Here is a 13944-nt window from a genome sequence, read left to right as displayed (position 1 = left end):
TCGTCGAAGTACGTCTAGCTGCGATCATTGGGAGCGCCCGTCAGGCTCTGTCGGCTCATCGGGCTTCCATTAATCAACAATTGTGATGACCCCATTGTCGAGGTACGTTGTCGACTCCTTGGGCGCTGCAGCTAACTCGTCATCACAGAAGGGGGGATTCACCCATTGTCCGCGTGAGTAAAGCAGTTTCTGCTCGTCAGCCCGATCCCATGCATGCTGGCTGCGCTGTGAACTCACCAGCAGCGTACGATCATCAGGGCAGCGCCCATCTTTGAAGAATTGTGTGACCTGGACGAAACTTGTCCCCCCCGGTGTCCCCATGCTTATGTGGTCGCCCCCCCAGGTCATATCAACAATGTTGAAGAGCCCGATCTGCCCGACACCGCCATGCAGAGGGATATCTGGATCACCATAACTACTCCGAGAATATTTTCTGAGCGTGGCGTCCAGTGGAATGCCGCGCTCCTTGAATTCCTTAACCGTATCGGCAAGGGCGGTATAGGCCGTGACCCAAGCCGGATTCAGCCCATCTGGAGTGTTGACTGGGTCATTCACATCAAACGGAACCCGCCACATCGGCGTCGAAGGCAAACCGATATAAGACAAGGTCCATTCAAGATCTACCAAGGACTGAGCTGAGAAGCGATAGAACAAAACTGCCCCAGGATCATCAAGCGTGTTGGTCTTTCCCCAATTGCGAATCACCGGACAGGCCTCGCTCACATCTATTATTTCTGCGCCAGCCTCAGACGGTGTTGCGGGAAAGCTACCCGCGGCTTCACAAGCATCCGCAAGATCATCGGCCCACATTTCACCAAGCATGTTGCGATTGTTAAACAGTAGCTCCTGGAGATCACTGCGGCTGAATGTTGATTGTCCGTCCTCCGTCAGGCCTTCGATCCGCTCTAGAATCATGCGATGACCCAGACGAGTTCTAAGCTGGCGCTGCGAACGCTCAGGACCAAATACACGTGAATACCCCTCGAGCGGTTCATAGGCATTCGAAAGCCAGTAGCTCTCGTTGGAGTTCGTCATATAGTCTCTGCGCTTCTGCACGGGCTGTGATGCTGCGGGCATGGTCTGCGGGGTAACAGAGTCTGGTGCAGTAGGAACCTCACAGGCGGATAGCGACCCCCGTAGGACCGCCACCGCAAAGGTATTCCACAATGCGTGCCCCAGTGGGGTATTGCACAAAGCAGCGTGCTCATTGGAAATATTGGGTACTGCCCCCACATCCGTCCAAAGCACATTGCCCTGAGAATCAGCAACCGTAGTCGTCACAAAGGGATTTCCCAGCCACTTGGAGTGAACCTCATACAGCTCATCAACCGTGCGGGCCATATTCGATTCGACAAACTGGTTTACGGTCCGCGCACTGTCACCAATGGTGTCGTGAAGGGCGAAGGCCATGGTTTGCGTCCACGGCAACAAATCGATACCTAAAATGCTCGTTGTTACCGGGCCATAAATCGTTGAATAGAAGGTCGTTGAGCGTTCCGTCAGGCTGCCATCATCTTCGCGAACCTGAACCGTGACCGGTATCACGTCCATATCTAGGACTGCTCCATCAACAATGTATTGCGTGGAATTTCCGGGCACCAACTGCAACTCCATCAACGCAAGGCGTCGTGCAGCAGAGATAGTATGAGTCCAGGCGAGGCTCTCGTTATGGCCGATCAGGATCATGGGCAATCCGGGAAAGCCAGCCCCTGACACATGTCGTTCGCCGGGAATATTCACATGCGACTGCCAATACCGCAGCGGCCCATCCCACCCCCAGTGAGGATTAGCCAGTAGCATCCCTGACCCGTTGTCCGTCGCTTCAGAACCCAGCGCGACGCCATTTGAACCGCCATGCTCCACACGATCCGCAAAAGCCTTGCCCAAGGCCAGAATCAAGTCGGCCGGCGGAACTTCGGATTCTGAGTTGCTCGAACGAGTAGGTATTTGGCCCGTAAGCTCTTCAACGAGGTCGTTTATGATGTCGATGACGTCGCTAACTACAGGGATTCGTCCTACGAAAGGCACCTCGTTGGGCAAACTAGGAACGCTCGTGACGCCCGGCGCCTCCGCCTCAACCATACCCTGCCAGACAAGATCGCGACCGGCATTGCCAACCACATCATAAATTCTGCGTGCGATATCAATCCGCGTGATAGGCCGAATATGGGGTTGGCCGCGACAGTCCTCATCCGGGATGCCGTCGACACCGAACTTGGCGAGGTAGTCGTTGTACCCATGTATGTAGCCGTCAACTAGGTCCAATGCTTCCCCAGTCAACCCATGTGGCAGTGGTCTGGTGAGGTAATTGTCAAAATCAACGGTAGCGTTCACAAAGGTCTGATAAAGATCCCTGTTTGCCCTTCCCGGCCCGAGGTAACGCCCCGAGTACATCGCAGCCCTGCCTTCCAGACCCACCCAAACCGCAGCCAGAATGCAGAAGTTATCCTCAGCCTGCGCATAGCCAACGCCATAGCCCAGGCCGAGATAATCGTCGGCAACGATATTCGGAATGGAATATTCCGTGCGGTAAATCGTGGCCGACATGTCCTTTTCGGAATCTTCGTCAGCACGACTGCCGAGATCGACAGTTGGATCGCTACTGTTGGAGAGAAACTCCTGCGTGCTCTCGCGACCGCCTTGACAGGCAGATACGAATAGAGGGATCAACACCCAAATCAAAACACGCATTGTGAAGTCTCCGTAGGTCAGTGCGCTGAAGTCGTATCCCTAGATCGTGAGAAAGCCCCCTTCAGCAGTCGGCATGCCCCGATCTCAAAAGGGATCTTCAGCAAGCGCAGCAGCACCAGAGCTTGCCCGCTGCCGGTCGCTATCTAGCGTGATGACGAGCAGGAGCTAACCCTCTGAGTTAGCGAATAGCCTAAAACGCCCTCTAGATAAGTCAAATTTATTTTTGTGATAAAAGACATCACTGCTAGTGATGTTTTGAAGTCATGGATCTCAATCTGTTTCGCGCTTTCGACTCCATCTATCGCTCTGGGTCCCTGACAGAAGCGGCGAAGGAGCTGCACATCACCCAACCGGCTGTGAGTAACTCACTGGCGCGTTTGAGAGAACACTTCCATGACCCCTTGTTCGAAAGGCATGGGCGTGGCATTCAACCCACATCGCTCGCTCATGAAATAGCGAACGATATCGCCGGGGCTTTACTGACCCTTCAAAGCACTGCCAAGCGGGGGCAAACATTTGATAAAGAAACTTCACATCGAAAGTTTGTGTTGAGCCTTCTGGAGCCTCTAGAGCTACCGCTCCTGCCAGAGCTCGTGCGTCAGCTAAGGTCTGAAGCACCGAACGTAAGGCTGCAAAGTCTACGCATAGGTCGCGACGACCTGGTCCGACACTTATCCAGCGGCGATGTAGACATTGTTGTCGATGTCCCTCAGCGGGTCGCTGCAGGCATTGCCAACGAACCCATCCTCACGGACGAAATGTGCGTGGTGATGAGGAAAGGCCATGCAGCATCAAAAACAACATGGGGGATTGAGGCCTACCTTCAGGCCATGCACATTGCTGTTTCTAGGCGGAACCATGGCAGCGTCTACGAAGACTTCGAGCTTGAACGGCTTGGCCACTATCGAGATGTCGTTTTAAGAGGCAATAGCTATCACTCTGCCTGCCACATTGCCGCGAGAACAGATCTGATTCTCACCCTCCCACGCTTTTTGGCCCGGCACTATCAAGCGTTAATGCCGCTACATTGCCGGCGTGTCCCTTTTCGGCTGCCCCCAGTTAGCGTGATGATGTATTGGCACAGGAGCCAAGAACGAGATACTGCTCACAACTGGCTAAGACAACAACTGCGACGCCAAGCTGACAAAGTCGCTCAAAGCTGGCCGCAAGACTAAAACGCCAAACAACACGCACTTCTACCCCAGCGCTGTGTAGCGACATGTTGGTCAGCCAATGGGCTGGCCGAGCATTTCCGCAAAGCGCGCATGCAACCTGCACCAAGGGCCTGTAAGCGTTAACCAACGACACCCAATGCTTGCAGCAACTGCGGCAGGGCCCAAATAAAAGCATCTCGGTAATAAGGCCAGTTGTGATAACCCGGCCCGTAGAACCACGTGTCGTGCTCAATGCCCGCGGCCGCAAGCGTATCGGCAAAGCTTTGGTTCATGGTCAGCAAGATGGGCTCGATGCCGTATTCGGGCAAACCGGCAGGCAGATTGTCGTAAGGACCGCCGGGGAGGCCATTGCCGCTGCTGAGCAGAATGCGCATACCGCGTAGGCCCTCCACCTGGGTTCCCGGGTCTTGGGCTTGCCAGCGCGGGTAATTGCTGAGCGGGTCGCCCCAGATGGCATTGCTGGGCGCCACACCGCTAAAGCCTGCCAAGAAGGCGTAAAGGGCACTCACCCGATCCAGATGTAGAAAATCCACGGCGCCGGAAAAGCCAGCCGCAGCGACAAAGCGCCCGGGGTAACTGGCTGAGTAGTACATGGCCCCATATCCGCCCATGGAAGGGCCGGCGATCGCACGTAGCGGCTCGGTGCCTACCTTCAAGTGAGCTTCCAAAAACGGCAGCATGACTCCCATGTGATAGCTCTGCCATTGAAAACTGCCGTCCTCCCAGTCGGAATACCAGCCGGGATTGCCCCCACCACCATCCGGCATGATTGCGATCAGCGGTAGATCTTTGATGAGCTCGAAAACCGCTCCCGTTTCAGTCCAGGTGCGGTAGTCACCGGGTGCGTCATGCAAGAGGTAAAGCACCGGCCAAGTTTTCTGCTGATCCGCATATCCTTTGGGCAAAACCACCCGCACTCGGTCATCGCTGACCTGCATGTCGTCGGCTACTGGTATACGAACTTCAAAGCACTGCGGCGGTGGACAAAGGGGCTCATCGGCAAGAAAGTAAGCACCCGGTACAGCTAGCTCGGTAGCTTGGCTGAGGTCTGGTGCGTTGTTGTCGGCGCATGCCATCAATGCTGCGCAGATCAGCCCCAACAGCGCCTGGCGAGGCCAGTGCTTCATAGCGTCTCTTCCTAGGCGATGAACAAAGGGGAAACCGCGACTACAACAACAGCCTGGTCGCGCTTAGCGCGACTATGTGCGAGCTAGAAGCCGATCTCCTCGTGGCGGCGAGTGTCTACTCTAGCCCCGGAACTGTCCAGCCTTTGCGCAGAGTGTGCAGCCGAAGTTGGCAGCGCAGACAGCCACCGCAAACAGCCATCAGGGCGACTCCCACTACCCAATCCAAACAGCTCACGGCGCACATCACTGCAAGAGCTTCTGCCGGGGGCGAGTATTGCTTGCCTCTAGGTCACACCATTCCGCCTAAGAGCTGGGTGCTCTTAGGCGGACCACAGCCAAGCTTAGACTCAGGGCTAATCGACATCCCTGCCAAGGTTTACTAGGATGCAGGCACCGGGGAGACCAAAAGATGGTTGAGAGAACACCACGTTCCCGGGCATGGTGTTCCTCTGTCGCTGTTGTGGGGCTGCAATCTCTGCATGGGACGGTGACCATCTAAATCCTCCCCTCGCCTAGGTTTGAGACACGGCAATACATGGGGGAGCGATGAATAACCTGCGACAGGCTCGGTTGGGGTCTGGTTGGTGGCAAAACCCGCAATGGTATACAGCGCGGGGAGCGGCCTTATGAGCGCAGCACATACCCCGGTTCCTAGGGGCAACCTCGCTGGGCTGAAGTCCAACTTCAAAGCCGATGCCCTCTCGGGCTTTTTGGTGTTTTTGATCGCCCTGCCCCTGTGTCTGGCCATTTCACTGGCCTGCGGTTATCCGGCCATTGCCGGGGTTTTTACCGCCATTATTGGCGGCATTCTCTCCGCCTTTATCAGCAATTCAGAGCTCACCATCAAAGGGCCGGCTGCAGGACTAATCGTGGTGGCCCTGGGTTGTGTCACTGGCTTTGGCTACACCGCCGGCGCAGACCCGGCTGCGGATTTACAAGCCTACCGAATGGCCTTGGGCGTGGGGGTCGTCGCGGGCGTGGTGCAGATCCTCTTCGGTCTGTTCCGCGCAGGCGTCTTGGGCGCCTTGTTCCCCACAGCAGCGGTCCATGGTTTGCTGGCCTCAATCGGGGTCATTGTCATCTCCACCCAGGTGCCCATCGCCCTGGGGGTAAGCGCCTCGGGAGCGCCCTTGGAACGGCTGGCAGCCTTTCCGCAGTACTTCGCCCAAATGAACCCGGTCATCGCTCTCATCGGCGGTATCAGCCTGTTCATCATGTTCTGCTTCCCGCTCATTAAAAACCCCAAGCTCAAGCTGGTACCGGCACCCATGCTGGTGCTGTTGGTTGCGGTGCCTATGGGCGTGTACTTCGACATTGGTGCCGCAGGCAGCTACACCCTGGGCGACGCCGTGCATACGCTCGGCCCGCAGTTTTTGGTGGACGTGCCGGACAACATGTTTACCGCCTTGGTCTTCCCGGACTTTTCCGGAGTGTTGACCTCAGTCGGTATCCAGTACGTGATCATGTTCTCCCTGATTGGCAGCCTGGAATCCTTGCTCAGCGCCAAAGCGGTGGATCAAATCGACCCTTGGCGGCGAAAAACGGATGCCGACCGCGACCTGCTCGCGGTGGGTGTGGGCAATACCGCCGCGGCCTTTGTGGGTGGCTTGCCCATGATCTCGGAAATCGTGCGGAGCAAGGCCAATATCGATAACGGCGCCCGTACGCGCTTTGCCAACCTCTTCCATGGGGTGTTTTTGCTGCTTTTTGTGGCCCTGGTTCCCTCCCTGATCGACCGCATTCCACTGGCGGCACTGGCTGCCATGTTGGTGTTCACCGGCTTTAGGCTGGCGTCGCCCCAAGAGTTCATCCACATGTGGAAGGTGGGACCAGAGCAACTGATTATTTTTGTCTCCACCATCATCGGGGTGCTCGCTACGGACTTGCTGATGGGCATCGGTATTGGCATTGCGGTGAAGGTCGCCATTCATGTGCTCAATGGCGTGGGTGTCTCCGCTTTAATCCGTACCTCAGCCGACATCAGCACAGACGCTGCCGGCGTGGCCCGTATCAAAGTGCATGACGCTGCCTTGTTTAGTACCTGGATCGGGCTGAAACGCCGCATCGACCAGCAAACAGCGAAGAAGGTGGTGGTGGACCTGTCGGATACGCGCTTTGTTGACCATACCGTGATGGCCAGTCTGGACGAACTGCAAACCGAGTTCGCTGATAGCGACCGAGAATTAGCCATCGTCGGTCTGGAGCATCATCGGCCCTTCTCCGCGCATCCACTCGCAGCCCGCAAGCAGTCGAGCTAAGCATGACCGCAAGCGCTCTGCACACCCAGATTGAGGAAGCCTTAGCGCCAGTCTCACCCTTCTGGCCGATGAAAGGGTATGTGTCGCATAACCCATTGCAGGGCTTGGAGCATCTCCCCTTCGATACCGCCTTTGATCAGGGGCAGAAGTTATTCGGGGCACGCGGCTATTTACCCACGCAGGAATATCGCGAGCTGTACAGCGCCGGGCGTATCCAGGCCACCAGCCTAGAAAGGGCCATGATCCGGCTTGCCCCCAAGCTTGAAGGGAGCATTCAGGCCGGCAAGCGGCTCATTCATTCGGCCGAGGTTCTCCAGGCCACAGTGGTCCATGGCATTCGCCCCTTAGAGCCCAAACTGCTGGACTGGGAATTTGCCTCTGGGCGGGCCTATCAAGCAGGCCCTCAGCAGCCTCAGCGTGAAGACCTACGCGAGCTCTGGCAGGCCGTACTGTCCAGCTTAAAACTCGACGACCCGCAAACCCATCCCGAAGCCGCCACCAACACAACCGATGTGGCGGTGGAGCTACCCCAACATCAATTGCTCAGCGACTGGCTGGACCAGCTCTGCTCAAGCAGCGTAGTTGCAGACATTGATGCCCAGGTCATCAAATGGCTGTCGGCCTTCGTGGATGAAGGCATGGCCAGTTGGGAAATGCCGGCCAAAGCAGGGGGATTTTTTGCCGCCTGGAAGGCCTTGGCGCAATACGATTCCAGCGCGGCGCTGATGGGGATCAAAGGCAGTCAGTCCAAGATTGCGCAGCTCCCAGATGACCCGCACCAGGCTATTTTGCAGGCCTTTAAGCAACTACAAATTCCGGCATCACGCTGGTTGGAATATTTAAGCCGAGCTTTTGCCCAGCTGCCTGGCTGGACGGGTTTGGTTCGCTGGCGGGGTCTCAACCCCGAAGACCCCATTCAAAACGCCTACCCCATCGACCCCGTGCAGTACCTTGCGGTACGAATGTTCTACGAGGTGGAACTGGTCGCCGTGGCGGCACGACGCCACTTGGGCTGCGCGGGCACCTTGGCCGAGATCAGTGCGGCCATCCAGTCCCGGGGCTTGGCCCGCAGCCAGATACCCGGCCCCAATACGGCCCAGGTATGCGCCCAAGCCTGGCGGCTCTTCCAGCTCGCCCAATGTCTGGATCTTTCTCCCGCGACCATCAGAGCACTCAACCAGGCCGAAGCGGAGACGCTATTGGGCTGGATGGATGCCTTTCCGGAGGAGCAGCACCAGGCGGTCTGGCTGGAGGCCTATGAAGACTCCTATCGCTGCGGCTTGCTGCGCAAAATCGCCGAGAAAAAAGCCTCTACTCCAGAAGTAGAAGGGCGCCCCCTGGCTCAAGCGGCCTTTTGCATTGACGTGCGCTCTGAGCCTTTCCGCCGCCATTTCGAAGCCACGGGTCAGGTGCAAACCTTCGGCTACGCCGGCTTCTTTGGAATACCCATCAGCCACCGTGGGTACGACACCGAAGAGTCCCTCCCCCTGTGCCCGGTGCTGCTCACCCCCGGCCAGGCCTCGGTGGAGCTACCGCGTGGGGGTCAGGAGGATGCTCTCCAAGACTACGCTGCGGGAACACGCTGGCGCGAGCTGGGCCAGCACTTATTCCATGACTTAAAGCACAACCCCATTGCCGCCTTTTTGCTGGTGGATGTACTGGGCTTGCTCTTTAGCCTGGGTCTGCTGGGCAAGACCCTTTTCGGTGGAGCTTTTGCAGGGCTGCAATCGGCTTTGAGCGGTTTCTTTGCCCCCACTGTGGCCACCCAGATCGACCCCTCGGAGCAAGCCCAGTCCCAGCCCGTGGGCGGCCGGCCTATTACTCTGCCCCAGGGTTTTAGCATTGCCCAACAAGCCGACTTTGTTGCCGGCGGGCTACGCACCATTGGCCTGATAGAGAACTTTGGGCGCTTTGTGGTGCTCTGCGGGCACGGCAGCACCACCGATAATAATCCCTACTCCGCTGCTCTGGATTGCGGTGCCTGTGGAGGCCGGCATGGGGATCCCAATGCCCGCGCTTTTGCGGCCATGGGCAACAACCCTGAGGTGCGCCAGGCACTGGCCGAACGCGGCCTGCAGATCCCTCAAGACACCTGGTTTTTAGCCGCCAAACACAACACCACCACCGACCGTGTTGAGTTTTACGATTTGTGTGAGCTACCCGCCTCCCATCAACCCGACCTTCACAAGCTGGAGCAACAGCTCGCCCAGGGCGGCCGGCAACAAGCCTGGGAACGCGTCCAACGCATCCCCGACAGCCCCAAAGGGCTCAATGCCGAGCAGGCCTGGGAGCACGTCAAAACCCGCAGCGCCGACTGGGCCAGCACCCGCCCGGAATGGGGCTTGTCCGGCAATGCCGCCTTTATCATCGGGCGCCGTGCGCTGACCCAAGGTATCGATTTAGAAGGCCGCTGCTTTCTGCACTCCTATGATCCAGCCATCGACCCTCAGGGTGAGATCTTAGAAAAGATCATGACCGCACCCTTGGTGGTGGGCGAGTGGATCAACATGCAGTACTACACCTCGGCCACCGATCCTTGGAAGTACGGCAGCGGCTCCAAGGTCATTCACAACATCGTGGCCGGAATTGGGGTGATGTATGGGGCCCAAAGCGATTTGGCCACCGGCTTGCCCTTACAAACCGTGAACGATGGGCCCGAGCATTTTCATGAACCCATGCGCTTGCTGGCGCTGATCGAAGCCTCGCCAGACATCATCACGGGCATTATTGCCAAGCATGCGGTGCTGCAGCAGTTCTTCCACAATGGCTGGGTAAACCTGGTAGCTGTGGACTCCTCCAACTGGACCTTCCAGCGCTACAACACGGCTGGGGAATGGGAGGCCATCACCCTGTGAAAATCCTGGCGACACTAGCTTTATTCCTGCTTTGGCTGGCGCTTTCTACCTCTTTGCACCCGCTGCACCTACTGGCCGGCGCCACCTTCTCTGTAGGCATCGTTTGGCTCAATGGCATTGGCAAAGCCCCGGCGCGGCCGGTCAACCTCAGGCAAGCCCTGCTCTTCATCCCGTGGCTACTGGGCAAGATTCTCAAGAGCGGCCTGCAGGTGAGCTGGTTGATATTGCATCCCAAGCTCCCCATCGCGCCGCGTCTTATCGAGCAGCCTGTGAGCTTCAAGGGCAAAGCGGAGCTGGTCACCATGGGCAATTCCATCACCCTGACGCCGGGCACCATCACAGTGGAGATTGACCCGCACACCATGGTGGTCCATGCCCTGGATGCCAGCGCGGCGCAAGGCATCCTCGATGGGGAGCTGCAAACACGCGTGGCGCGGATATTTCCCCAGGCCGAGACCTCTGCATGACCACGTTCTTTTACTTCATGGTGCTCACCTTGGCCGCATTGATACTGGTGTATCTGTTCCGGGTGGTGCGCGGCCCCACGCCTTATGACCGCGTCCTTGGCCTGAATGGCATTTCCACCAAGGCCATCGTGCTGATCGTAGTGATTGGTACCGTCTACGACCGGGTGGATATGTTCGTGGACATTTCCACCGGCTATGCCCTCCTCAACCTGGTTGGTGCTTTGGCCATCGCCAAATTTTTAGAACAACGCGGGGGTAGCCAATCATGACGGTGCTCGCGGTGATTTTGATGCTGGCGGGGCTGTTCTTTTTGGTGGTGGGGTCCATCGGGATGCTGCGCTTACCCGACGTATTCTCCAGGGTGCATGCACTCTCACTCACCGATTCTCTGGGCGCGGCTCTGGTGCTCTTGGGCTTGGCCGTTTATGAGGGCTTCAACCAGAACTTTCTCAAGATTTTGGTGGTGCTGGGCCTGGTTTATTTGCTCAACCCCGTGATTTCGCATGCCACTATTCGGGCTGCGTATCGCTCCGGGGCCCGGCCTACACCAAAGGACCCCTCATGACCCTGGAGATCCCCCTACTGGTTTTGCTGGTGATGACGGCTGCTGGCGCACTGATGGTCAAGGACCTGATCTCGGCCGTGTTTATTTTGGGCTCCTACAGCTTCACCCTGGCCTTGGTCTGGGCTTCGTTGGGCGCGGTGGATGTGGCTTTTGTAGAAGCCGTAGTCGGGGCTGGTCTCGCCACGGTGTTCTTCTTACTCACCCTATTTAACGCCGCCGAAAAGGACACCCGCATTCGGGCCTCGCGCATGCCCTGGATCACCTTTGTGAGCTTACCGGCGCTGGCCATCTTGCTGCTCTATGGAGCCGGTGATCTGCCCGCCTTTGGCGACCCGGCATCGCCTGCCAGCACCCATGTGTCGCCCACATATATTGCCGACAGCTTGGACCAAACCCGCACCCCGAACCTGGTGACGGCGGTGCTCATGGACTACCGCGCCCTGGATACCTTGGTCGAGACCATGGTGATTTTTACCGCCGGTATTGCCTGCGTGCTCATCCTACGGAACAAGCCATGATTCATTCTCACGACAGCGTCATCGTGCAAACCCTGGGCCGAGTGGTCATCCCGGTTGCCCAACTGTTCGGGCTGTATGTGTTGCTCTTTGGTCAGTATGGCCCTGGAGGTGGGTTTGTGGGCGGCGTGATCTTGGCCGCGAGTATGATTCTGGCCATCCTCATCTATGGCGTGGGTTCAGAGGGCTCACGTTTGGCCCGGCTGATTCTGCACGGCGACGGCGTGGGCCTGCTGATCTTCGCCGGGGTGGGCGGCTTGTGCCTGATTGGTGGGGGTCAGTACCTGAACTATTCCCATCTGCCCATACCGGGTATGGATGAGTCCTCCCGGCACTACCTGGGCATCCTACTCACTCAGGTCGGCGTTGCCGCCGATGTGGCGGTCACCGGAGTCTCCATCGCGATGAGCCTGGCCGCCGATCAAGACCCCCTCAGCACCGAGGACCAAGAGCATGCTTGAGCTCATTCAAACCTGGGCCCAGCGACCGAACTTCATTGTGTTCGTGATCTTGTTCTTATGGGGGGTGTACATCATGGCCGTACACCCCAACCTGGTGAAAAAGCTCATTGGCCTGTACATCGTCCAAACCAGTGCCGTGTTTTTCTTGGTGGCCTTTAGTGCCAAGGATGGAGCAACGGTACCGGTGCTTGACGCGAAAAGCGCTGCGCAAGCTGCCATTGATGTGGGCGCCTATGCCAATCCGCTTCCCCATGTGCTCACAGTGACCGCCATCGTGGTGCAGGTGGCCACCTTAGGCGTGTCCTTGGCCTTGGTAACCGGCATCTATAGGCGCTTTGGCAGCCTGGATGAGCAAGAGGTTTTGGAGCAGCCAGAGTGAGCCACCAACTTCCCATCTTGCTCTTTTTGCTGCCCTTTATTGGTGGCGTAGCTCTGCCCTTAGTCACGGCGAAAAACCGCGCTCTGGCCCAGCCTCTGACCCTGCTTATCATGGGCTTGTTAGTGGTCCTGGCGGCCATCAATCTCAGCGTGGTTCTGAGCACCGGCAGCATCCACTATGCACTGGGCGGTTGGGCGGCCCCCATTGGCATTGCCTGGCTCGATGACCCACTCGCCGCAGTTGTGGTGCTCACCATCAGCGGAGTGTCTTTGCTCTCGCTGCTGTACGGGCGCCTGGTGGTCCCCAGCAAGCTAAGGCAGAGCACACCCTATTACACCCTCATCTTGCTCATGCTCTCGGGCTTGGTGGGCATTGTTTTCGCTGCCGACCTCTTCAATATTTTCGTATTCCTGGAGCTTGCCGCTTTGCCAGCCTATGCCTTGGTGGGTATTGGTGGAGGCAAAGCCTTGGTCTATGCCTATCGCTACCTCTTATTAAGCTCCTTTGGCGCCACTTTGTATTTATTGGGCGTCGGCCATCTGTATGCGGCCACGGGCACCCTGAACATGGCCGACTTGGCGCAGCGTTTACCCAGCCTGATGACCTCCACCGCCGTGGTTGGCGGGCTCAGCTTTTTGTTCCTGGGTTTGGCCATCAAGATGGCGCTACTGCCGCTACATACCTGGCTGCCGGATGCTTACGAAAAGGCGCCAAGCTCGGTGGCGCCACTGCTGGCTTCCACCATTACCAAAGTGGCCATCGTGGCCTGGGTACGAATCGAGTATTCGCTGATCACCCCGGGGGTAGAGGTCAGCCATGTGCCGGTGTTGGTGTTCTTGGAGGACCTGGGAATTATTGCCGCCATCTTGGGCGGAGCCTTGGCCCTGATTCAAACCGACATCAAGCGCATGTTTGCCTATGGCGGCATTGGCCATATTGGGTTGATCTTGATTGGTGCCAGCCTGGGTAACTCCACTGCCTTTGCCGGAGCGATGTTTTATTTGATCAACGATGCGGTGATGCAGGCCGCATTGTTCATGCTGGCTGGGGCGCTAGTGCACTACTACCGCGCCCATACCCTCGACCAGCTCCGCCAAGCCTCCACCCGTTCCGCTTGGCTGAGCAGCGTGTTGATCATTGTGGCCATTTCTATGGTCGGCTTACCGCCAACTGGAGGCTTTTTCGGCAAATGGAACATCATCCTGGGTGCTCTGCAGGAGCAGCACTACCTGGCGGCCTTTGCCGTGGTGGCCTCCACCCTGCTGACCCTGGCCTACTTCGTCAAGGTTTTTGCGGCCTGGTTTCACCAACCCTCGGGGCACACTGCTAGAGCTGCGGTCGTACCCCCCTCTTTGGGATTCAGCATGGGTTCAGCAGCAGCCGCGATGATTTTGCTGGGCCTGTTCAGCGACCCGGTCTTCCAGTTTTTGCTGGCCTCTACAGGCGCCTAA

12 protein-coding genes are annotated in these 13944 nt (G+C 57.7%); 10 read left to right on the top strand and 2 right to left on the bottom strand.

The window, feature by feature from the left end; genetic code table 11:
• Window positions 1-69: 69 nt before the first annotated feature.
• Window positions 70-2691 carry a penicillin acylase family protein gene (locus KI787_00400; protein MBV6628390.1) on the bottom strand — a complete coding sequence of 874 codons (2622 nt, stop codon included), beginning with the start codon at window positions 2689-2691 and terminating at the stop codon, window positions 70-72.
• Between the two features lie 263 nt (window positions 2692-2954).
• Here KI787_00400 and KI787_00395 point away from each other — a divergent pair, with 263 nt between their 5' ends.
• The gene (locus tag KI787_00395; protein ID MBV6628389.1) at window positions 2955-3866 is read left to right on the top strand and encodes a LysR family transcriptional regulator; all 912 of its coding nucleotides are present in this window, start codon (window positions 2955-2957) and stop codon (window positions 3864-3866) included.
• A gap of 119 nt (window positions 3867-3985) precedes the next feature.
• On the opposite strand, the gene KI787_00390 is transcribed toward KI787_00395, so the two are convergent.
• Window positions 3986-4993, bottom strand: coding sequence for a hypothetical protein (locus KI787_00390; GenBank protein MBV6628388.1), 1008 nt, complete (start codon window positions 4991-4993; stop codon window positions 3986-3988).
• A 626-nt stretch (window positions 4994-5619) separates the two neighbouring features.
• Here KI787_00390 and KI787_00385 point away from each other — a divergent pair.
• From KI787_00385 to KI787_00345, 9 genes are read left to right on the top strand one after another with little or no spacing between them, the layout of a single operon-like run.
• A complete protein-coding gene (locus KI787_00385; protein MBV6628387.1) occupies window positions 5620-7251 on the top strand; it encodes a SulP family inorganic anion transporter in 1632 nt (543 codons plus the stop codon).
• Between the two features lie 2 nt (window positions 7252-7253).
• Complete coding sequence (locus tag KI787_00380; protein MBV6628386.1) at window positions 7254-10106, top strand: DUF2309 domain-containing protein; 2853 nt, start codon at window positions 7254-7256, stop codon at window positions 10104-10106.
• On the top strand, window positions 10103-10573 hold the full coding sequence (locus KI787_00375; GenBank protein MBV6628385.1) for a Na+/H+ antiporter subunit E: 471 nt from the start codon (window positions 10103-10105) through the stop codon (window positions 10571-10573). Before KI787_00380 ends, KI787_00375 begins: the two co-directional genes overlap by 4 nt.
• Window positions 10570-10842 carry a hypothetical protein gene (locus KI787_00370; protein MBV6628384.1) on the top strand — a complete coding sequence of 91 codons (273 nt, stop codon included), beginning with the start codon at window positions 10570-10572 and terminating at the stop codon, window positions 10840-10842. Before KI787_00375 ends, KI787_00370 begins: the two co-directional genes overlap by 4 nt.
• The gene (mnhG, locus tag KI787_00365; GenBank protein ID MBV6628383.1) at window positions 10839-11138 is read left to right on the top strand and encodes a monovalent cation/H(+) antiporter subunit G; all 300 of its coding nucleotides are present in this window, start codon (window positions 10839-10841) and stop codon (window positions 11136-11138) included. The genes KI787_00370 and mnhG overlap by 4 nt, the downstream gene beginning before the upstream one ends.
• A complete protein-coding gene (locus tag KI787_00360; GenBank protein MBV6628382.1) occupies window positions 11135-11656 on the top strand; it encodes a DUF4040 domain-containing protein in 522 nt (173 codons plus the stop codon). The genes mnhG and KI787_00360 overlap by 4 nt, the downstream gene beginning before the upstream one ends.
• Window positions 11653-12114 (top strand): hypothetical protein, encoded by a 462-nt coding sequence (locus KI787_00355; protein MBV6628381.1) that lies wholly within the window; start codon window positions 11653-11655, stop codon window positions 12112-12114. The genes KI787_00360 and KI787_00355 overlap by 4 nt, the downstream gene beginning before the upstream one ends.
• Window positions 12107-12493 (top strand): cation:proton antiporter subunit C, encoded by a 387-nt coding sequence (locus tag KI787_00350; protein ID MBV6628380.1) that lies wholly within the window; start codon window positions 12107-12109, stop codon window positions 12491-12493. Before KI787_00355 ends, KI787_00350 begins: the two co-directional genes overlap by 8 nt.
• Window positions 12490-13944: a hypothetical protein gene (locus tag KI787_00345; GenBank protein MBV6628379.1), complete on the top strand. Its 1455-nt coding sequence runs from the start codon at window positions 12490-12492 to the stop codon at window positions 13942-13944. The genes KI787_00350 and KI787_00345 overlap by 4 nt, the downstream gene beginning before the upstream one ends.

It is taken from the genome of Oceanococcus sp. HetDA_MAG_MS8 (assembly GCA_019192445.1).
Classification (GTDB): domain Bacteria; phylum Pseudomonadota; class Gammaproteobacteria; order Nevskiales; family Oceanococcaceae; genus MS8.
Note: the sequence above shows the minus strand (reverse complement) of the source record. Positions and strands in the feature narration are given on the sequence as shown.